Below are 22,069 nucleotides of genomic sequence, written 5' to 3' on the forward strand. Positions count from 1 at the left end.
GTTTAACTTACATCATATGGAACAGGTATTAACACAAACAAAATTTGCTGATCCTTCTTCTGATAAAAAGCCATTGATCATTTCTGGTCCTTGTAGCGCTGAAACAGAAGAACAAGTATTAGCCACTGCATTGGCACTCGCAAAAACGGGTAAAGTAGACGTCCTCCGCGCAGGTATTTGGAAACCACGTACACGCCCTGGTTCTTTCGAAGGTATCGGAACGAAAGGTTTACCTTGGTTACAAAAAGCGAAAGAATTAACCGGTTTGCCTTTAGCAGTTGAAGTGGCTACAGCAAAACAAGTGGAAGATGCTTTACATTTCGGTGTAGATATCCTTTGGATCGGTGCGCGTACAACTGTAAACCCATTCTCTGTTCAAGAAGTAGCAGACGCTTTGAAAGGTGTTGACAAAACAGTTTTAATCAAGAACCCTATCAATCCAGATTTAGAATTATGGATCGGTGCCGTAGAAAGAATCCAAAAAGCAGGCATTAAAGAAGTAGGCTTAATTCACCGCGGTTTCAGCAGCTACGGTAATACCGAGTTCAGAAATGCCCCTATGTGGCACTTGGCTATCGAACTGAAACGCCGCCACCCAGAATTACCAATGATCTGCGATCCTTCTCACATTTGTGGTAGAAGAGATACATTACAAGCTGTTGCGCAAGAAGCGATCGACCTCGATTACGATGGTTTAATGCTTGAATCGCACACCGATCCAGACAATGCTTGGAGCGATGCGAAACAACAAGTAACGCCAGAACGTTTGGCTGAATTATTAGATGGTATCGTTTGGAGAAGAGAGCATTCTGATCAAAAAGAATTCAACGTAGCACTCGAAAAATTACGCGCTCAAATTAACCAAATCGACGACGAAATCATGTTGTTGCTCGGCAATCGTATGAAAATCGCTGAGAAAATCGGTCAATACAAAAAAGATAATAACATTACCATCTTGCAAACCAATCGTTGGAACGAAATCTTGGACCGCGCGATTGCAAAAGCAGATAAACTCGGTTTGTCAAAAGATTTCATCTTGAAATACTTTGATGCGGTTCACTTAGAATCTATTAACCGTCAGAATAAAGTAATGAATGAACAATAAGGAAAACGGGCAGCAATGCCCTTTTTTCTCTTTATACATTTTTTAAACACCATATGAAAACGTTAGCATTCCAGTTTCAAAACACAGAGAGTACTTATTACTTGGGAGAAAGCCTTGCCAATTTAGGCAAGTATGTCGACAAAGACCGTAGCGTAATTATTATCGATGAAAATGTAGATCAATACCACGGTCATCTCTTGGAAGGCTGGCGTAAACTCGTTATCCCCGACGGTGAACAACATAAATCGATGGACGTTTTAGAACAGATCGTCGATGGATTGATCGAGTTGGAAGCAGATCGTAAAACAATGTTGATAGGCATCGGTGGTGGTGTAATATCAGACATTACAGGGTTTGTAGCGAGCGTTTATATGCGTGGCATCCCGTTTGGCTTTGTGCCTACTACCTTACTGTCGCAAGTGGATGCGTCCATCGGTGGCAAGAACGGCGTTAACCACGGGAAGCATAAAAACATGTTAGGTACCACTAATCAACCTTCGTTCATTTTATTCGATTATAACTTGCCTAGCACCATGCCCGCCGAAGAATGGCATAACGGCTTCGCAGAAATCATTAAGTATGCTTGTATACAAGACGCGGAACTCTTTACGTACCTAGAGGAAAATAAAGACCGCGCTTTGAATAGAGATGTGGATGTGTTGGAATACTTAGTGGAGAAATCAGTTACCATCAAAGCAAATATTGTTGTAGAAGACGAATTTGAAACAGGGAAAAGAAGATGGTTGAACTACGGCCATACCTTGGGCCATGCCGTTGAGAAAATTGAATCCATCGCGCATGGTAAAGCAGTAGCAATCGGGATGGTAGCAGCAGCAAAGTTCTCAGAGAAACTGACCAACTTGCCGCAAGCAGATACCAACCGCCTCATTCGATTAATCAACGACTACCGCTTACCGGTTACTTTCGCTAGTAACAAAGAAGAAGTATTCGATATTTTTAAGCTCGATAAAAAGCGCGAAAAGAACGTGATCAACTTCGTATTGTTAGAAGGCATTGGCCATGCAGTTACGCATCCTGTTCCTTTGGAAACCTTAAAACAAATGCTCGAAGAGTTATAGTAAAAAACACACAGCCCGGCTAGCCGGACGGAAAAAAATATTATCAATGAAAGTTACCATAACACCATCGGTTATTAATGGCCATATTACTGCTAATCCTTCGAAAAGCGCTATGCAACGAGCTGTTGCAGCGGCATTACTTTCGAAAGGTAAAAGCGCTATTTACAACCCTGGCTTGAGCAATGATTGTAAAGCTGCATTAGATGTAGCCCAAAAATTAGGTGCTACCATTACGAAGAAACAAGATCATATCCAGATCGATAGCAATGGTGTACAACCCGTTAATTCAACCGTAAATTGCGGTGAATCGGGATTAGGTATCCGCATGTTTACGCCTATTGTTTCTTTATCTTCTGATACAATTACGATTACTGGTCATGGTTCTTTAACCACGCGTCCTATGAACTTCTTTGAAGAAGTTTTACCACAATTGGATGTTAAATGCACTACCCAAAGCGGCAAATTACCCTTGCAAATTCAAGGTCCTTTGCATGCAAAAGATATTACCATCGATGGCTCGTTAAGCTCCCAGTTCTTAACCGGCTTATTGATGGCCTACGGTAGCACGGCTGAAAATGTAACCATCACCGTAAACGATTTAAAAAGCAAACCCTACATCGCGTTAACATTGCAATTGATGGCGCATTTTGGTGTAAAGGTAGAAGCAGATGCTAATTTTGAACATTTCAAATTTGGTGCTAAACAACAATACAAAGCCACTGAATATACAGTAGAAGGCGATTGGAGCGGGGCAGCATTCCTATTAGTGGCAGCAGCTGTTGCAGGAAAAGCTGAAGTACATCACCTCAATACACATTCTGCTCAATCTGATAAAGCCATCTTACAAGCTTTAGAAGATGCCGGTGCACAAATATTACCAGGTGTTTTCACGATTATCACAGCGAAAGATACATTGAAAGCTTTCGAATTCGATGCCACCGATTGCCCAGATTTATTCCCGCCATTAGTAGCTTTGGCGGCAAATTGTGAAGGTGTAACAGTTATTAAAGGGGTAAGCAGGTTAGCACACAAAGAGAGCGATAGGGGACTTACTTTACAAGACGAATTCGGTAAAATGGGTATTCGTATCGACCTAGAAGGTGATATTATGAAAGTACATGGCGGCACAGGTATTAAAGCTGCTACTGTACATTCTCGTTTCGATCACCGCATCGCCATGGCTTGTGCTGTTGCAGGTTTAACAGCCGATGGTCCCGTAGTAATTGAAGAAGCGGAAGCGATTAACAAATCGTACCCAGAATTCTTCGATCACATCGCGAAGCTCGGTGCAAAAGTAGCTGTATCAGGAGAAGTAGCAGCGCATTAATTTCTTACTTCAGCATAATAAATACACAAAGCAATTTGTGTTTGACATAAAATAATTGATATGAATAGTTTCGGAAGGTTTTTTAGGGTGACTGTTTTCGGTGAATCGCATGGTGCCAGTGTGGGCGTTAATATTGATGGCATACCGGCTGGTATACCTTTAACGCAGGAAGATTTTTTACCTGATCTTGAAAGAAGAAAAGGTGGTGCACGCGGTACAACGCCACGTAAAGAAGAAGATCTGCCACATTTAAAATCAGGTGTATTTAACGATCTCACCACGGGCGCTCCCATTACTATTTTGTTCGAAAACAATAATACACGCAGCACCGATTACGAAAAGCTGCGTCAATTCCCTCGTCCCGGCCATGCCGATTTTGTTGCCTCGAAGAAATTCGGTGGCTTCGAAGATTACAGGGGAGGAGGACATTTTAGTGGTCGTTTAACTTTAAACCTTGTTGCTGCCGGTGTTATCGCGAAAAAGATTTTGGGTGATGCTATTAAAGTAGAAGCACGCATTACGGAAGTAGGTGGTAATCCCGATCCAGAAGCAGGTTTAGAAGCAGCAATCGCAGCAAAAGATTCTGTAGGTGGTATCGTAGAATGTGTAGTTACTGGTTTGCCTATTGGTTTAGGAGAACCGTTTTTCGATTCAGTAGAATCAAACATTGCACACGCTGCTTTTGCTATCCCAGCTATTAAAGGTATCGAGTTCGGAACCGGTTTTGCAGCGGCAAAAATGAAAGGTGTAGAACACAATGATCCTATTGTTGATACAACCGGTAAAACTGCTACTAACCACGCAGGTGGTGTAGTGGGTGGTATCACAAATGGTAATCCTTTAGTAGTAAGAGTAGCTGTAAAGCCTACGTCCAGCACGCCGAAAGATCAACAAACACTCAATATCGCCAGCGGCGAAGTTGAAACTTTCAGTGTAAAAGGAAGGCACGACTTATGTATCGCTTTACGCGTACCTGTTGTGTTAGAATCTATCGTGGCCATGGTATTGGCCGATTTTATGATGTTGGAACAACGCCGACCAAGAGTTTGGCAATAGTTCATATCGAAGGAAAAAGAAAAGAAGGGTCTCTACATTGTAGGGACTTTTTTTTATGACGCTATAGCTATAAAAAAAGTCCCTCGATAAAGAGGGACTTTTTCATTTTATCTTGAAAAGAGATTATTTCACAATCGGCAAAATAACACTAGAAAGATGCGTAGCATCATGGTAAATAGTGATATCTGCTTTCTTGAAATCCTTCGCTTCTGCATGGTAGATATCCATAAACTGTTGTGGATTGCGATCTACCAATGGGAACCAGCTGCTTTGGATTTGAATCATAATACGGTGACCTTTTTTGAAGGTATGCGCAACATCTGGTAAGGTGAATTTTACCGTTGTTGCTTTGCCTGGTTCAAAAGGTACCATCTTCTCAAAACCATCGCGGAACTTACCACGCATAATCTCACCACGTACCAACATTTGGTAACCATTCATAGGATAGGTAGCAGAAACAAGGCGCGCATGTTCTGTTGGTGCGTTTGGTTCGTTATAGCTGAAATCGTCTGGGAATACGTCGATAATTTTCACTACATAATCAGCATCTGTACCCGTAATGCTCGTAATTAAATCTGCAACTACTGGGCCTGCCAACGTAATGCTATCTGTTAATACTGCTGTTTGGAAGCTAATAACATCTGGACGGCGCCATGCGAAACGTTGATCGTCGGTCATGTAAGAAATAGTACGTTGGAAATGTACGTCTTCTGTATATGGAACCGGCTTATTAGGATCGCTGGTATAAGTAGTAGAACTGTTTGCTGCTGTTGGTTTATTTGTGCTTAAACCACCGTTTTCTTGGAAGTAGAATGGCGTTGGTTGCATATCGGCCGGAGGCCACGCCGGTAAATGTTTCCAGTTGTTTTCACCGGTAAAGAAAATAGTCGCTTCTGCAATATTTGGAGCGGTTCCTTTGTTACGTAAGTAGTATTCGAAGAATGGAATTTCAATGTTTTGTTGATAGTATTCCGATGTATTACTACCGAATCTTACGTTACCAAGTTTAGTACCATCGTTCGATGCCCATTGACCATGGTACCATGGTCCCATTACAACACGGTTGTTCGTTGTAGGGCTCATTTTCTCGATAGACTTATAAGTATGCCAAGCACCGTAGCAATCTTCTGCATCAAATAAACCACCTACTACAAGCATGGCTGGTTTTACATTTTTCACGAAGTTCGTTACGTTGCGGGCTTTCCACCATTCGTCGTAAGTAGGGTGGTTCATCAAGTCTTTCCAGAAAAGAATGCTATCGCCCATTTTACGTGATAATTCGCTAAGAGAACCAGCTTCTAAGTAGAATTTATAGTTGTCTTTCACGGTGAAGTCGAAACCTTTTGGACCTTTCGTGGTAGGAACTGGGCGTGGTTTACCGAAGCTCGTGTAAAAAGAAAAGGCATCTACTTGGAAGAAGGCGCCATTGTGGTGGAAATCATCCCCCATAAACCAATCCGTTACAGGTGCTTGTGGACTAACCGCTTTTAAAGCAGGGTGGTTGCTCAAAGAAGCCATGGTAGAGTAGAAGCCTGGGTAAGAAATACCGAAAATCCCAACACTGCCATTATTCCCCGTCAAATTCTTCACTAACCAATCAATCGAATCATACGTGTCGCTCGCCTCGTCAATGTCTTGCTTTCCTTTTTTGTTCGGGTTAAACGGGCGCACATCCACAAAAGTACCTTCACTCATCCAACGGCCGCGTACATCTTGGGTAACAATGATATAGCCTTGTTGAAGGTAGTATTTCAGGTAACGGCGCCAAATAGCACTGTAGTTGTCCTCTCCATACGGCGCACAGGAATAGGGCGTACGCGTCATAAGAATCGGGTGCTTTTCGCTGTTGTTCTTGGGTTGATAAACAGATGTAAATAGCTTTACACCATCGCGCATAGGGATAAGTATCTCCTTTTTCGTGTAATTAGCACGGAACCAAGCATCGTCGATTTGTGCCGGGTCTTGCGCAAAAACGCTGATCACTAAGCATAAGCAAAGCGCCAGCGAAAACCATTTTTTCATATGCATGTAAGTTTTACGTTAGCAACGTGAAAATAAATAAAAGTACCCAGTACGTTTGTGTGATTTGTATATACGGTAAACGCCGCCAAATTATAACCGTTATCAAAAAATGAAATATTTTTTCGTTCGTAAACTTGCCGCAGTATTGTGTTGTATAAGATGTTGAAATGATCCACCTAAAAAAGAGACAATGGGACATAAGAATATGAAAGGCAGTTTGTAACTTGAAGGAAATATCGAACCATGTCACGTCCATTAGCAACAGATTATGCTCCATACGCAGACGCGTACGTATCGAAAGTACCCGGAGAAGAATTATTACCCGCATTCAAGTCATTAACAGAAGAGTATATCGCTTTTCTAGCCAGTATCCCGGCTGAGAAAATAGGTTATGCTTATGGTACAGGTAAATGGACCATTGTGCAGGTGTTACAGCATGTGATTGATACAGAAAGAATATTTTGTTACAGGGCACTACGCTTCGCAAGAATGGATACCACGCCTTTAGCTGGCTTTGAAGAAGATGATTATGCGAACGCAGCACGCGTAGTGGTAGCCGATTGGCCATCTTTGGTAGAAGAGTTTAAAAGTGTACGCCATGCCAGTATCGCTTTCTTCGCCCGTTTAAATGAAGAGGAATTAGAAAGAAGAGGGGTAGCCAGTAACCACCCAGTTAGCGTGAAAGCACTAGGATATCTCATCTTAGGCCATGCTATCCACCACCAAAAAGTTATCGAACAAAGATATTTCTAATAACAACGGCGCGGGTAAACCATGCTCCGCGCCACATCTTGTTCCCCGTATGAAAATGTTACTCTTAGCCTTACTAACACAAGTACAGGCACACTTACCTATGCGCAATGATTCCATGCAAACATTGCAAACTCGTTGGCAGTTTTCCACGAAAGATCAAATTAGAACAACACCTTTCATCATCGGTGAAACCATCTATGTCGGTGGGAACGATGGTATACTCTATGCGCTTGATAAAAACAATGGCCACGTTCGTTGGCAAAAGAACTTGCAAGCGCCTATTAAGAGTGATATTGTAGGTGAAGGGAAAACACTCTACATCTATACCACGAAAGGCACCGTGTATGCCATTCAAGCCGATAAAGGTGACGTTACCTGGCAAGTACCCGGCGAGGCAGAAAAGGAAATGGACGCTTGGGATTACTACACTGCATCCCCCGCCATTCACCCCCAATACATTATTGTTGGAAGAGGCAACGGTAAAGTTCAAGCCATCCAAAAGCAAACTGGAAAAATTGCATGGACCTACGATACAAAAGCCATGATACATGCCTCCCCAATTGTGCAAGATAGCGCCGTATACGTAGGCAACTACAAAGGGCAGCTATTACAAATACAAACACATACCGGTAAACCCGGGTGGACCTTCCAAACCATTGGCGATCGACACTTCCCAGCCGGGGAAATACAACGCGCACCCCTGCTGAAAGACGGGATTCTATACTTCGGCAGTAGAGATTATAACATCTATGCCGTAAGCGCTTCATCCGGTAGAGGTATATGGAATATGAAAGAACTAGGTAGCTGGGTAATCGCAACACCCACTATCGTTGATAAAACCATGTTTGTAGGCACCTCCGATACCCATCGATTCTATGCTTTACAAGATGGAGACGGTAGCCTTAAATGGAAATTGCCACTCAATATGCGTGTGTATGGAAGCGCTGTTGTACAAAATGGCACCGTGTATTTCGGTTGCTTTAACGGGAAGCTGATCGGGGCCGATCAACAAACCGGTAAGATGAACTACGTATTCCAAACCCAAGGAAGCAAGGCAAACTATGCCACCGTGTTTGGACCCGACGATCATTTTAAACCAGGATTCGAACTATATAGCGATAATACACCCGATGCTGAGCAGAAAATCTTAGCTTTGGGCGCTATCCTTTCTACGCCCGTAGTGGATGGTAAAACAATGTACGTAACCAGCACAGATGGAAACATCTATGCCGTTGCGTTACCATAAACTTTTAAAACCATTATACACAATGCCGACCAAGTGCGCACAGTGCGGAGAACTACACGATGAATGGCCAGCAATAGGATTTACCAGTCCTTTCCATTACCACATCCTGTCTGAAGAAGATAAAGCCAATATCGCCACGCTCACCGATGATATTTGCGTGATAAAACACGATACGCAAACAGATTATTTCATTCGTGCTGTGATGGAAATAGAGGTGAAAGATCATTGCGATACTTTGGAGTATGGTGTATGGGTTTCATTAAGTGATTCCAGTATTGAAGATTACATCACGCGTTCTAGTGAAGAAGGTACCTGTGATGTGAACTACTTTGGGTTCTTATGCTCGCAAATTCCGGGGTACGATAGCACCCTGTCAATTAAAACTAATGTACACTTCACCGGCGGAGGCCAACGCCCTATGATCTACTTGGAAAAAACAAGTCACCCGCTGAGCGTAGATTTTCATGAAGGTATCAGCAAAGAAGAGGCAGAAAGTAGGATTAACGAGATTTTTGGTGGTGGATTTGAATAGGAGATTGCCCAGGAAGGCTCAATACATGTAAGCCGGTACTTCTAACCGCAATTCCCGCATGTACAATATGCCCTGTGCACGGTGGTAAGTAGTATGATCCAATATAGCAAAACATTGTTCCGCCAGCTTTTCATCGTCTTCTACAGCCGTTACCGTGGCAATCAACGTACCAAATGCGGTAGTAAGATAGGCGATAATAGAAGGTTTATCCGCCTTAACAGGTGGTGGTACCTGCCAAGGAACCCGGTTTTGCTTGAGGTAATTCTCCTCCATCCAAAGCAGCGAATAAGCCAAATGGTGCATTTGCTCCTTGAAGGTGAACAGGTGAGGAGAGGGCCGGTAATCGTAATGTTGGGCAGGCATACTATGGGCTACTTGTAGCGTATAGTCCTTCGATAGCTGGAATTTGGCAAGTAAGAATGTTTTCATAACTGATCCGTTTCCTGTTAAATAAAAGATACTCAATTATTCACAATTCAATTATCTTGCAACATAAATTATTTGCATACCATGATTGGAAAATTCCTATTTATCGGTGCCCTAGCTGCCATCACCATCCCTGCTACAGCACAAAAAAAGGCAGCGCCAGCGAAGAAAGTGGCAGCTACCCCATTAAAATCGGCAGTAGATTCTGCCAGTTATGCAATTGGCTTAGATATTGCGAGTAATTTGGCTGAAAATGGAATGGACGGTCTAAACAACGCGATGATTATCCAAGCGATGCAAGACACATGGTCCAAAAAGAATGTTTTACTCTCTAAAGAACAAGGTGCTATGTCGATCACTCAATACTTACAACAGTTAAAAGCAGAAAAAGCAGCGAAAGCTAAAGCAGAAGCTGATGCTTTCTTGAATACCAATAAAACAAAACCAGGTGTAGTAACTTTACCTAGCGGCTTACAATACACAATCATCACTGAAGGTACCGGTCCTCGCCCAACGGTAAACGACCGTGTGAAAACACACTATACAGGTATGCTCCTCGATGGTACTAAATTTGATAGTTCTGTAGACCGTGGTGAACCTGTTACATTCCCAGTAACGGGCGTTATTAAAGGTTGGACAGAAGCCCTTCAATTAATGCCGGTAGGTTCTAAATGGAAATTATTCATCCCAGCAGATTTAGCGTATGGCGATCGTGGTGCAGGTGGTAAAATAAAACCAGGTGCAACATTGATCTTCGACGTAGAATTGTTGGAAATCGTGAAGTAATAAGCTTTTATAAACTTCTTATATTGAACCGTCTCTACATGATAGAGGCGGTTTTTTTATGTCCATATTTTATCATCTATCCTTTCCCCACTCCGCCCTTATTCACCCACAATTCGCCCACTACACAAACAATCTGCGTACTTTCCTACACGTGGAATATACCTGTTGTAACGATTAATTATTGCTGGCTAATCTATCGAAAACCCAATACACATAAGCTTTTTATGATCGTGCAAAAAACACCACAGTAACTATTCATCCCCTTGGCACATTTTTGTCGCCTCTTCATTACATATCTTTTATCACACTAAAATTCAATGTTATGAGAAGGACTACAACAAACCGTGATTACGAACCACGTGCAAACCGTTATCGTAACGAAGCTGAAAACGACTATAATCGTAACAGCTTATCTTCCCGCAATCGCTCGCGTGATGATGATGAATATGATGATAATGATGATGATGATCAAATGAGAAATTCGTATGAGGATTACGACGATGAAATGGAAGATGAATATGATGATTATGAGAATGATTATGACGAAGAGGAAGACGATGATGAAGACCAATTCAGCGAACACCAAAACGAAGGTCGTAGAGGTGAACGCTATGGTAATTACGTAAGTAACAGGGGCCAAAACCTCGGTCGTAGTGCTGGCGGTGCCATGAAATATGATAATGATCGTTACAGCAACTTTAATTCCGGGCGTGGCCGTTCTTCGCGTAATTATAACGACCAAGATTTTAACCAAGGTAGCCGCAATAGCCGTGATCAAAATTCACAACAAAGCAGCCGTCAAAATGCTCAACAAAACTATGGTAACCGCGATCGTAGTAACTATGATCGATACAGCGGCAGCGAAGGACAAAACTTCAGCCGCCGTGGATTCGGTGCTTTAGGCGAAAATTATAACACCCGCACTTCTCGCAATAGCGGTAATACCGATTATGGTAATTACGGCGGTAATAGCTTATATGGTGGTAACTCCCAAGGACAATACGAAACATCCAGAGGTAACCGTATGAGTCGTTCCGCGGCCGATAGAGGTCGTACTTCAAACATGGGCCGTCGTAGAGGATAATCATACATACAGGCTTCAACAAGTAGCTTCCCTATTGGAAAGCAGGGAAGCTACTTGTTGACAAATTAACCTTCAAAAATTCATTCATTATGGCAACAGCAACTAAATCACGTAATGCAACGTCGAAAAGAAACACGACTACTGCTACAAGCAGAAAACAACCTGTAACTACTTCAAATAAAAGCGCCGTTTCTCAAACGCGCACAAGTACTCCTAATGCGAAGGGGAACCAGCAACAAAGTCAAAATAAGAGCGAACAAAAAGAAGAAAAATCTTTATTAGATAAGCTCTTTGTGAACATGTTAAAAGACATTTATTGGGCGGAAAAACATTTGGTGGAAGCATTGAAAGAAATGGAAGACAATGCAACAACAGATGAACTAAAAGATGCTTTCGAAGATCACCGTATTCAAACTACGAAACACATTTCGCGCTTAGAAAAAGTATTTAAACTCATTGGCGAAGAAGCACAAGCGAAGAAATGTGATGCCATGGAAGGACTTACAAAAGAAGCGAAAGCTATGATGTCGGAAACCAAAGAAGGCACCATGACCCGCGATGCGGCACTTATTATTGCTGCGCAAAAAGTAGAACACTACGAAATCGCTACGTACGGTAGCCTAGTGCAGGTGGCATTAACCCTTGGGCATGATAAAGCCGCAGGTTTACTCGATAAAACATTACAAGAAGAGGAAGACACCGACCTTTTATTAACCGATATCGCCGAATCATTCGTTAACCCAATGGCGGATGATGAAGATGTTAACATGCAATCTTCTTCTGAGGAGGACGAAGAGGATGAGGAAGAAGAGGAGGAAGAAGAATAATCGTCTTAAGCATTAGCAAGTTCTAAAATTACCCTCATCTGCCAAGTTGTACTTGTATGGATGCAATAGGTGTCGAGATTCATTTCTCTGGCGCCTATTGTTGTTTAAAAAACAAGAAATGTATGAAACAGCCACACGGATTCTTTTACCGGAATGGACTAACCATTACTTTCATGGTTTTACTTATTGTTTTTCTATCGGCGCAAGCCTATACAGGATGGATAGAATACAATAAAGAACTGAAAGAAGATCACGAATCAACCATCACGTTGCTGACATATCTCAGCTCGCCACATTTCATGGAAGCGACCTTTGAAAACTGGGAAAGCGAATTCTTGCAGATGGGCTTATATGTAATACTCACCGTGAAATTGCGCCAGAAAGGCTCTGCAGAATCCAAAAGCCTAGATGAGAAAGAAGAGGTAGATAGGGAGCCACAACCTCATGCAAAGGCTCCTTGGGCAGTAAAAAAAGGAGGATTTATATTGAACCTCTATAAATACTCCTTATCTATTGCGTTTATCTTACTTTTTCTAGGCTCATTTATACTTCATTTCAAAGGCAGTATGATGGAGTATAACACGGAGCAAGCCGGAAAAGGAGCACCTTTAGAATCGGCTAGCGAATACTTCACCAATACTAAATTCTGGTTCGAATCTTTCCAAAACTGGCAAAGCGAATTCTTATCAGTCGCAGCCATCGTGTTTTTATCGATTTACCTCAGGCAGTATGGTTCCCCGGAATCGAAACCTGTAGATGCACCAGATGATGAAACAGGTTGATGGTGGTGCTATAATGCTAATGTTAAAACATGTACTTTTTTATCACCGCCAATAGCAAGTTTAAAGAAGTCTTTATTCCATACAATATTGGGATTAGCGTTGCTTGCAATGGAAGAGTCTTGCTTGCCACTATCAATCGTTTCATCTTGCCAAATAACGGCTCCTGTACTAAGATCAATAAGTTTTGGATATTCGTATACATCCCAAGTATATTGCGCGTTTATAGGAATGATATTGCCAATAGGAGCATCTGTTTGTATTCTTCTTGTGATGGTGGTGCTGATCATATCCCACCACAATAATTCTTTACCGGGTGCAGACGTTAAAACAGTATTGTTGTCAATAAAACCAGCAGAAGTAAACTCTATATCGCTCTCCCTGGCAGTAGTAGAATCATCATTTTCATCCATATCAGTATTAGTCTCAATAAATTTCGCATCGTCTAGCAATAATGGGTTCTCCATGCAAGCCTTAATGTCGTAATACCTGGCAACATCAACAGGATGCCAGTGCCAACCATTGGTAAGAAGATAATGCCCATTAGAACTCACCTCTAACCTTGAAATAAAATAGTCGGTGGGATCTCTATCTATGTGATGAGAAACAATTTCGCCCGTAATAACATCCTCAAACTCCAAGCAGTTATAGTTTACAGGGCAATGTGCTAAATACGTTCTGCCCTCATACTCAAAAAAGGCGGCTGGGTATTCGTAAGTATCAGCATAATAATAACTTCTATTTACTTCACGAATAATTCTGTTGGGCAATTGAAGGAGTAAGCCTTTGGTGCCAAAGTTTGTATAAATCAAAGCATAGTAACCACAAGGAGATGTGATAGCCCTTGTAAATAACTGGCCGAATTCATAGGCCATATTTTTACCCATTCCTCGCCAAGTTGGGTAATTGTCGTAGGTGGGGTAATACTGTTGCCCATTCTCAAAACATACGAGCTGTTCGCCTCTCCATCCCATCGCATGTGGTTGTTGTGAATAACCTTGTGGAATGTCAATTGTCTCTTTCGTAACCATACTTCATAATACAACAAATTCTCTATAAATAAAATGAGCAGGCTCGGTATACACCAAACCCGCCCAGTATTTGTCAACACAAAATGCGTTTAATTATTCGAGTACGAGATCTTTAAAGTTGAAGTCGATTTTACTAAAGGCTAGTGTAGCAAATGTTTGCGCGGTAGCCCTAATTTCATGGTAGCATAATTCGAGTAATTCTTCTACCGCTGTATAGTGTAATGTATCGCAGAGGTAGCAAACGCCGAAGTAATTTGCTTGTATAGCTGAAGATAATTTGATACCTAGTAATGTAAGTGCTGGATCAGAAATTTCATGTTCGGTAGCGCCTTCCAGCAATTGCATGCCTTCGTCGATAAGTTGAGCAATAGCGGGCATTTTAATTGTGCCGGGTTGCACAGCTAGCTGTGCAAAAACTTCTTCTATTCGTTGGCGTTGCAAGATGGTTTCGCCGGAAAAATTCGCAAATGCTTGGCTAAGCACAATGGATTGTGCATTGTTTTCACAGAGGTCGAGTACACGGGATATTTTCTTCACGACCCAATACAAACTCTTTAACTCTTGTAACAGTAGTTTCACTTGTTGCACTTCGCCTTCATGCAAACCGGTATGGTGGTGGGTGCTTGGCATTGTATTGTGTTTACGGGTTAATGGTTAAATTGAAATTGATAATTGTGATTGATGGTATATTGAAACGTTAGTTCTTCAGAAATCCATTGATCAAACTTTTCCATTGGAATTTAGACAATCCCAAGATGGCTGTTATTGAAACAAAAAAATTACGTACTTGGTCGATGAACCGGTGTGATGTAACATTGGGTACTTCATTTCTTCCAAACACGCCTGCTGTTAATGATTTATATTGTCGATACACCATAAACGTACTTGTTGCATACTTTTGAAAAAAATGCGCAACAGGTTCATGTTGCTGTGGATGTCCATCCGCTGGTGGTGCCGGTCGTACACGCATGGCAATAGAATTAACGCCACCTTTACTTTGTGATTGAATTTTCTCTATGACTACCCAATCGAATCCTTTCCCTGCAATTGTACCGGGTGCCGGTAAATCTATTCGAATTAAATCGCCTTCTTGTGCTAAACGTTGCACCGGTTTCCCATTGCGATCAATAAGTTTAAACCGTGCCGATAGTTTCCCACTGATGCGTCCCCAATTATTGACCTGCAGTAAACGTTCCATAGCCTTGTTGTATAACTTAATCGCTATATCATTTGAAGGTAGTTGACGGGTTGTCGTAGTATTCGAAAATCCGCCCCGGTGTTGTTTTGCAGTAATTGCTGGTTGCATACAAAAAGGCGATTTAAATAATTTGTTTCACACAATTTTATGCATGTGCCATTGCACGTTTACGCGTACCACTCTTAGCCATAGACTTGGAAGACTTCTTTGTAGTAGCCTTTTTAGCCGTAGTACGTTTAGTAGCTGCCTTACGTGTTCCCGCTTTCGCCGTAGCCTTCTTAGCCGTACTTTTCCTAATACTAGCAGCCTTCTTAGGTGCTGCCTTCTTAGCAGTAGCACGCTTAGCAGTAGCCCTTTTAGCCGTTGCTTTCTTAGCCGTAGCCTTTTTGGCTGTTGCCTTTTTCGCCGTACTTCTTGAACTAGTAGCCTTTTTAGCAGTAGAAGAACTAGCTCGCTTAGTAGAACCCGGCGCAGCCCTTTTCTTAGGCACCTTCGCACCTTCCTCTCTCGCCTCCGATAAACCTATCGCAACTGCTTGTTTCCTACTAGTTACCTTCTTACCACTCCTTCCAGATTTCAACTTTCCTTCTTTCATTTCATGCATAGCACGTTCCACCTTGTCACCTGCCTTCTTTGAATACTTTGCCATAACGAAGATTTTAGAAAATGAATAATAATGGATCATAAACCCCTCATCAAACCTCACGCCACATAACCCCCATTTCTTAAAACCCTTATCCACACTAAAACTCCGCCCCTCAAAATATCCAAGGCGCAAGCCCACAGCAGGATTTTACGCAAATTGTGGCCAATAATTGTAGAATATTTTACACAAATAATCAGTACCCAAATCCCACTTTTCAAACCCATTAGGTCTTTCGTCCCTATTAAGTTTTACCCCAATCTCCATCATCCCAATAACAAATAACCACCCCAACACAACAGGCACCACCATGAATCCATGCCCTTCACCACAGTAGCACCCAAGCCCCATCGACATCCCGATAAAACGCCGACGCAGTCTTTCGGCGTTTTTCCTCCTTTCTTTGGTTACTTTCTTTGGAGAAGCAAAGAAAGTAACAACGGGATTTGAAATAAAAAGAAATAAATGCTATTAAGAGTTAGAATGAATGAATCATTTATACAATAAACATAATTTATCACTCGCCTCCGGCATCACTCGCCTCCGGCAACAACTCGCCTTCGGCATCGCTCGCCTCCGGCATCACTCGCCTCCGGCAGAATACCCCATAACAACAAAAAAGGCTTCCTCAATTCGAGAAAGCCTTTTAAGAAAAAATGATATAAGCATCTAAGCCTCAGCGTATGCACTCGTAGGTTCACAAGTACACACCAAGTTACGATCACCATGTGTATTATTCACACGGCTAACGCTCGGCCAGAATTTATTCGCTTTAACATAAGCCAAAGGATAAGCTGCTTGCTGACGGCTATACGGGCGATCCCACTCATCAGCAGTAATAACGAATTGGGTATGCGGTGCATTTTTCAATACGTTATTCGCTTTATCTGCAGTACCTTCTTCAATCGCACGAATCTCTTCGCGGATAGATAACATCGCATCGCAGAAACGGTCTAATTCAGCTTTATCTTCACTCTCTGTTGGTTCGATCATGATCGTACCTGGAACAGGGAAGCTCATAGTTGGTGCGTGGAAACCGTAGTCCATCAAACGTTTTGCAACGTCTTCTGCTTCGATACCTGCTGTTGCTTTGAAAGGACGTAAGTCAACGATGAACTCGTGTGCACAAGTGCCTGCGCTACCTGTGTAAAGGATCGTATAATCTTTTTCCAATCTTGCTTTCATGTAGTTTGCGTTCAAGATAGCGTAAGCAGTTGCTTGCTTCAAGCCATCATAACCGAGCATACGGATGTAAGCGTAAGAAATCAACAAGATACTAGCAGAACCGTATGGCGCTGCAGATACCGCGTGGCTAGGATGTGTACCGTTACCTTCTGTTAAGTTAACGTGTGAAGGTAAGAATGGCGCCAAGTGTTTTGCAACACAGATAGGACCCATACCAGGACCACCACCACCGTGTGGAATAGCGAAAGTTTTGTGTAAGTTCAAGTGACAAACATCGGCACCGATTAAACCAGGAGCGGTTAAACCAACTTGTGCGTTCATGTTAGCACCATCCATATAAACTTGACCGCCATTAGCGTGGATGATATTGCAGATTTCTTTTACAGTTTCTTCGTAAACACCGTAAGTAGAAGGATAAGTAATCATCACACCTGCTAAGTTAGCAGCATGTAATTCAGCTTTCGCTTTCAAATCATCTACATCGATATAACCGTTTTCCAATGCTTTAACGATCACCACTTTAAAACCTACCATTACTGCCGATGCAGGGTTGGTACCGTGCGCAGAGATAGGAATTAAAATAACATTACGGTGATGGTCGCCACGACTTTGGTGGTAAGCACGGATGGTTAATAAACCGGCGTATTCACCTTGTGCACCAGAGTTGGGCTGAAGGCTACAAGCGTCGAAAGCAGTGATTTTGCAGAGGTAATCTGCTAATTCATCCAATACTTGTTTGTAACCGCCTACTTGTGCTAGCGGTGCAAACGGGTGAATTTTGCTCCAGTGGCTCCAGCTTAATGGAATCATTTCAGTAGCAGCATTCAATTTCATTGTACAAGAGCCCAATGAAATCATGGATGTATTTAAAGAAAGATCTTTATTTTCCAACAACTTCAAGTAGCGCATCATTTGCGTTTCACTGTGGTGCGTGTTGAAGTTAGGGTGTTCTAAGAAAGTAGAAGTACGTTTTAACTCGGCAGGAATACCTGTTGTAGTTAAATCGTTTGCTGTGATAGCTTTTGCACCAAATACTTTCAAAATGTTGTTAGCATCAGCGAGGGTAGTAGTTTCATCGATAGAAATACCTACCGTGTTGTTAGCGCTGTAACGGAAGTTGATTTCCGCTGCTTCTGCTGCTGTTTTAACGGCTGCTGCATCTTTCACTTGGAAAGAAATAGTATCGAAAGATGTGCTGTTGCTAAGTGTGAAACCTGCAGCTTGTAATTGTGCAGCGATTGCGCTAGCAAAATTAGCTGTGCGAGTAGCGATGTTCGTTAAGCCTTTAGGACCGTGGAACACTGCGTACATAGCTGCCATGTTGGCTAACAAAGCTTGCGCTGTACAAATATTGGAAGTTGCTTTTTCGCGTTTGATATGCTGCTCACGTGTTTGAAGCGCCATACGCAATGCACGTTCGCCGGTAGCATCGATAGAAACACCAATGATACGACCAGGAATAGAACGTTTGAATTCGTCTTTTGTAGAGAAGAATGCAGCGTGAGGACCACCATAACCCAATGGAACACCGAAACGTTGTGCAGAACCTACTGCTACATCAGCACCTAATTCACCGGGCGATACCAATAAAGTTAAAGCCAATAAATCAGTTGCCATAGCTACAAATGCACCTACCGCGTGTACTTTCTCGATGAAGTTGCGGTAATCTTCTACACTACCTGAAGCATTTGGATATTGTACCAAAGCACCAAAGTAAGATTCGTCGATGTTAGCTGTAGCATAGTTACCTACTACTACTTCAATGTTCAAAGGAGTAGCGCGGGTTACCACTACGTCTTTCGTTTGTGCGAATGTTTGTTCGTCTACAAAGAATTTAGGACGAGAAAGGTTCTCGTGATCTTTGTTCAATGCACTGAAGAACATAGCCATCGCTTCCGCTGCTGCTGTTGCTTCATCCAATAACGACGCATTCGCGATCGGTAAACCTGTTAAGTCACTTACCATCGTTTGGTAATTCAACAAGCTTTCTAAACGACCTTGTGAAATTTCCGCTTGGTAAGGCGTGTACTGCGTATACCATCCTGGATTTTCGAAAACGTTACGCAAAATCACACTCGGCGTAATCGTGTCGTAGTAACCTTGACCGATGTAATTCTTAAACACTTTGTTTTTTAAAGACACCTCTTTGAGATGACTTAAATAAGCATTTTCACTCATTGCCGACGGAACAGCCAAGGCATGTTGCATGCGGATCGACGCTGGTACGGTTTTGCCCACCAATTCGTCTACCCCATTAATACCAATCGTTTCCAACATCGCTTGAGTGGATGATTCGTCCGGCCCAATATGGCGTTGAACGAACTCGTTTTGTTGCATATCCAAAAGATTCATGATATAAGCAGGTATTTACTAAGAATGCGCAAAGTTACGTTGATTTTAGGCAATGCCCAAACCTGCTATACAACTGTGGAAATTGTGGTGATAATCGGCAGCGCCAGTTTGTTCCAATTGTCATATTTTAGTCGCCTGCACCCCATTTTTTGTACATTCCATCCAGCAGGGTAACTTTGCAGCTAAACGAACACGCATTTTCATGAGCGATATACTAGACCAGTGGCAGCGTAAAGCAAAAGATCAGCAAAAAGTCAATAAACAATTCCTTCAAAAGCTTCAAACCAAGAAAGGGAAAGGTACAGAACGCCTATTGCCCGATCTCCACGAAGAAGCCTTTGAGAAGATCGACTGCCTACAATGCGCCGGTTGCTGTAAAACCATTAGTCCCCGCTTTAAAACGCCCGATGTAAAGCGTATTTCCAAATATTTAGGTCTCAAAGAGTCCGTTTTTATTGAAACGTACCTCAATTTGGATAGCGATGGCGATTACGTGGTGAAAAGAAGTCCTTGCCCTTTCCTAGGCGAGGATAACTATTGCGGCATCTACGATGTTCGGCCGGGTGATTGCCGGAACTACCCCTACACCGATAGCGACGAGTTCTATAAGCGCCCCAACACAACTTATTTAAACTCAACTATTTGCCCCGCTGTTTACTACGTGCTCGAAAGATTGCGTACGAAGATGGCCCTGTAAATCAAAGATACGAATCGCAAAAGGCATCCCATTGCAGTGGATGCCTTTTGTGTTTATAACCTGCTCAATGCCCACCCATACAGGGTTTATCATTTCTTCCAATATTAGTCTAATAATGTTTTAGCCGCAAATCCGCGCCATTACTAGGGGGAGATATATTTTACATATATGTTGGATATATCCAGGTAATATATCAGCAATATGTTGGCAATATTCAGGATATATGTAGGTAGCTGTTTTCAAATGGAAGTCAAAGGCATTTAAAGGGAAGTCAAAGGCTCGGCATATTATTTCCTGCAGTCAACAGTTATTGACCGCAGTAGGTTAAAAATAGATTATCGATTGATTGATAAGTGTTTACGATATTCACCGCAGTACAGCGCTCATTTGAAACCCAATATTAACGGGCATCTACACATTTTTCACCGACAATATACCGAGATTTTCGCCGCAAACCCTGTACCAGCCAGGGGTGATCCGACTGTTTCCAAGGCTTCTGTCGACAAAAACCTTGTGAAACCCTTGTTTTTACCGATAGTAAGTAAGCTTTTTGTCGAGGTGAAGTAAGGAATAAGGGCTAAAAAAGGCGGTTTCTACCAAGTAAAGACCGCCTTAAGTATTTAAAATGAATGTTTTATGGTTTTAAATCGAGTTTTCGCATAGCAGGGGAGATGATGTAGGTGGTTATCACCACGCCCAAAGTCATACAACCACCAAATACCACGCTCGGCACAACGCCCATAATTTTCGCGGCCAATCCACTTTCAAATGCGCCTAACTCGTTCGACGATCCCACGAACATCTGGCTCACCGAAGCAACCCTACCCCGCATATCGTCGGGTGTTTTTAACTGGAGAATGGTTTGGCGCACGATTACGCTAATACCATCCAACATACCGCTTACGAGTAAGGCTGTTAGCGAAAGGATATAACTCTTCGAAATGGCAAATACAATCATACACAAACCAAACCCAAACACAGCCGCCAATAACTTGATACCGGGCTTTTTCACCAGTGGCCGGTACGCCAATACAAACATCGTTAGCAAGGAACCTACCGCCGGGGCAGCACTCAAGAAGCCATACCCCAAAGAGCCTACACCCAAAATAGTAGTGGCGAAAATGGCCAATAGCGCTTTCGATCCACCGAATAACACGGCAAACATATCCAAGGCCATGGCATTCAATACCACTTTCGTATTCCACACAAATTTCAACCCCGCTCCCAAGCTCTGGAAAACGCTTTCACCTTTGTCCTTGTAATAAATCGGTTTCGGTTGAATGTTCAGTAAACACCAAACAGGCACGCACATCATTCCCACCACCAGTAACATACTCCAATGCACACCAAACCAATAAATACACAAACCGCCAATAGCAGGCCCCATTACACCACCCACTTGCCAAGAGGAAGAACTCCAAGTAGCCGCATTCTTATACAGCTCGCGGGGTACCAACAACGATAACATGGTAAAGGTAGAAGGCCCCACAAACGAGCGGATAATACCGCCTACAAACACTAAAGCATAGGTAGAGTAAGCAATGCTTTGCGCCGAAAAGCCGGCAACAATTCTATCCCAGGTTAATAAAAACAAACCAATACCCACTACAATGTACGCCAACATACATTTCATCATTACCCCACGCTTCTCGCGCTTGTCGACAATATGCCCGGCAAAGAGCGCCATTATTAAGGCTGGCACAACTTCTGCTAATCCTATTAAGCCTAGTGAAAGTGGGTCGTTGGTGAGGTGATAAATACGCCATTCAATAATGGCAAACTGCATGGTTAATGCGAAAACTACGGCAAAGCGTATGATTAAGAAAAACTTGAATTCTGGGTAACGTATCGATGCATAAGGATCATTTGTACCCTGTGAAGGTTCGTTAGCCAACCTGTAAAAATTTAGACCTGTTAAGAAGAAAGATTAACCTATTTATT

The 22,069-nt window shown here is 42.5% G+C and carries 20 protein-coding genes; 12 read left to right on the plus strand and 8 right to left on the minus strand.

Annotated elements, in window-relative coordinates:
* Positions 1-16: 16 nt before the first annotated feature.
* From LX64_RS19575 to LX64_RS19590, 4 genes are read left to right on the plus strand one after another with little or no spacing between them, the layout of a single operon-like run.
* On the plus strand, positions 17-1,105 hold the full coding sequence (locus LX64_RS19575) for a chorismate mutase (RefSeq protein ID WP_111599399.1): 1,089 nt from the start codon (positions 17-19) through the stop codon (positions 1,103-1,105).
* A gap of 53 nt (positions 1,106-1,158) precedes the next feature.
* A complete protein-coding gene (gene aroB, locus LX64_RS19580) occupies positions 1,159-2,184 on the plus strand; it encodes a 3-dehydroquinate synthase (RefSeq protein ID WP_111599400.1) in 1,026 nt (341 codons plus the stop codon).
* 46 nt (positions 2,185-2,230) lie between these two features.
* A complete protein-coding gene (gene aroA, locus LX64_RS19585) occupies positions 2,231-3,511 on the plus strand; it encodes a 3-phosphoshikimate 1-carboxyvinyltransferase (RefSeq protein ID WP_111599401.1) in 1,281 nt (426 codons plus the stop codon).
* A gap of 60 nt (positions 3,512-3,571) precedes the next feature.
* Positions 3,572-4,567, plus strand: coding sequence for a chorismate synthase (locus tag LX64_RS19590; protein WP_111599402.1), 996 nt, complete (start codon positions 3,572-3,574; stop codon positions 4,565-4,567).
* 123 nt (positions 4,568-4,690) lie between these two features.
* Here the strand turns inward: LX64_RS19590 and LX64_RS19595 are convergent, their stop codons facing one another.
* Positions 4,691-6,589 carry a CocE/NonD family hydrolase gene (locus LX64_RS19595; RefSeq protein WP_111599624.1) on the minus strand — a complete coding sequence of 633 codons (1,899 nt, stop codon included), beginning with the start codon at positions 6,587-6,589 and terminating at the stop codon, positions 4,691-4,693.
* Between the two features lie 243 nt (positions 6,590-6,832).
* Here LX64_RS19595 and LX64_RS19600 point away from each other — a divergent pair, with 243 nt between their 5' ends.
* From LX64_RS19600 to LX64_RS19610, 3 genes are read left to right on the plus strand one after another with little or no spacing between them, the layout of a single operon-like run.
* A complete protein-coding gene (locus LX64_RS19600) occupies positions 6,833-7,342 on the plus strand; it encodes a DinB family protein (RefSeq protein WP_111599403.1) in 510 nt (169 codons plus the stop codon).
* Between the two features lie 49 nt (positions 7,343-7,391).
* A complete protein-coding gene (locus tag LX64_RS19605; protein WP_158538685.1) occupies positions 7,392-8,588 on the plus strand; it encodes an outer membrane protein assembly factor BamB family protein in 1,197 nt (398 codons plus the stop codon).
* Positions 8,589-8,610: 22 nt separating this feature from the next.
* Entirely contained in the window at positions 8,611-9,120 is a 510-nt protein-coding gene (locus tag LX64_RS19610) for a DUF2199 domain-containing protein (RefSeq protein ID WP_158538686.1), read from the plus strand.
* Positions 9,121-9,138: 18 nt separating this feature from the next.
* Here LX64_RS19610 and LX64_RS19615 read toward each other — a convergent pair whose 3' ends face one another.
* Positions 9,139-9,549, minus strand: coding sequence for a DinB family protein (locus LX64_RS19615; protein WP_111599406.1), 411 nt, complete (start codon positions 9,547-9,549; stop codon positions 9,139-9,141).
* An 81-nt stretch (positions 9,550-9,630) separates the two neighbouring features.
* Between LX64_RS19615 and LX64_RS19620 the strand changes: the two genes are divergently transcribed.
* From LX64_RS19620 to LX64_RS19635, 4 genes are all read left to right on the plus strand, one after another.
* Complete coding sequence (locus LX64_RS19620) at positions 9,631-10,332, plus strand: FKBP-type peptidyl-prolyl cis-trans isomerase (protein WP_111599407.1); 702 nt, start codon at positions 9,631-9,633, stop codon at positions 10,330-10,332.
* A 322-nt stretch (positions 10,333-10,654) separates the two neighbouring features.
* Positions 10,655-11,416, plus strand: a complete 762-nt coding sequence (locus LX64_RS19625) for a hypothetical protein (RefSeq protein WP_111599408.1) — start codon at positions 10,655-10,657, stop codon at positions 11,414-11,416.
* Positions 11,417-11,505: 89 nt separating this feature from the next.
* The gene (locus LX64_RS19630; protein WP_111599409.1) at positions 11,506-12,243 is read left to right on the plus strand and encodes a YciE/YciF ferroxidase family protein; all 738 of its coding nucleotides are present in this window, start codon (positions 11,506-11,508) and stop codon (positions 12,241-12,243) included.
* Between the two features lie 122 nt (positions 12,244-12,365).
* On the plus strand, positions 12,366-13,025 hold the full coding sequence (locus LX64_RS19635; protein ID WP_111599410.1) for a DUF6766 family protein: 660 nt from the start codon (positions 12,366-12,368) through the stop codon (positions 13,023-13,025).
* Between the two features lie 8 nt (positions 13,026-13,033).
* Here LX64_RS19635 and LX64_RS19640 read toward each other — a convergent pair whose 3' ends face one another.
* The 5 genes from LX64_RS19640 to gcvP all read right to left on the minus strand — a co-directional run bounded on the left by LX64_RS19640 (position 13,034) and on the right by gcvP (position 19,431).
* A complete protein-coding gene (locus LX64_RS19640) occupies positions 13,034-14,053 on the minus strand; it encodes a hypothetical protein (RefSeq protein WP_111599411.1) in 1,020 nt (339 codons plus the stop codon).
* 93 nt (positions 14,054-14,146) lie between these two features.
* Complete coding sequence (locus tag LX64_RS19645) at positions 14,147-14,683, minus strand: DUF892 family protein (RefSeq protein ID WP_111599412.1); 537 nt, start codon at positions 14,681-14,683, stop codon at positions 14,147-14,149.
* A gap of 67 nt (positions 14,684-14,750) precedes the next feature.
* Positions 14,751-15,359, minus strand: a complete 609-nt coding sequence (locus tag LX64_RS19650) for a hypothetical protein (RefSeq protein WP_111599413.1) — start codon at positions 15,357-15,359, stop codon at positions 14,751-14,753.
* Between the two features lie 37 nt (positions 15,360-15,396).
* Complete coding sequence (locus LX64_RS19655; RefSeq protein WP_211324863.1) at positions 15,397-15,900, minus strand: DUF6496 domain-containing protein; 504 nt, start codon at positions 15,898-15,900, stop codon at positions 15,397-15,399.
* Between the two features lie 663 nt (positions 15,901-16,563).
* Positions 16,564-19,431: an aminomethyl-transferring glycine dehydrogenase gene (gene gcvP / locus LX64_RS19665; protein WP_111599415.1), complete on the minus strand. Its 2,868-nt coding sequence runs from the start codon at positions 19,429-19,431 to the stop codon at positions 16,564-16,566.
* Positions 19,432-19,633: 202 nt separating this feature from the next.
* Between gcvP and LX64_RS19670 the strand changes: the two genes are divergently transcribed.
* Positions 19,634-20,128, plus strand: a complete 495-nt coding sequence (locus LX64_RS19670) for a YkgJ family cysteine cluster protein (RefSeq protein ID WP_111599416.1) — start codon at positions 19,634-19,636, stop codon at positions 20,126-20,128.
* Positions 20,129-20,762: 634 nt separating this feature from the next.
* Here LX64_RS19670 and LX64_RS19675 read toward each other — a convergent pair.
* The gene (locus tag LX64_RS19675; RefSeq protein ID WP_111599417.1) at positions 20,763-22,022 is read right to left on the minus strand and encodes an MFS transporter; all 1,260 of its coding nucleotides are present in this window, start codon (positions 22,020-22,022) and stop codon (positions 20,763-20,765) included.
* Between the last annotated feature and the right edge of the window lie 47 nt (positions 22,023-22,069).

The organism is Chitinophaga skermanii (assembly GCF_003259335.1).
Classification (GTDB): domain Bacteria; phylum Bacteroidota; class Bacteroidia; order Chitinophagales; family Chitinophagaceae; genus Chitinophaga; species Chitinophaga skermanii.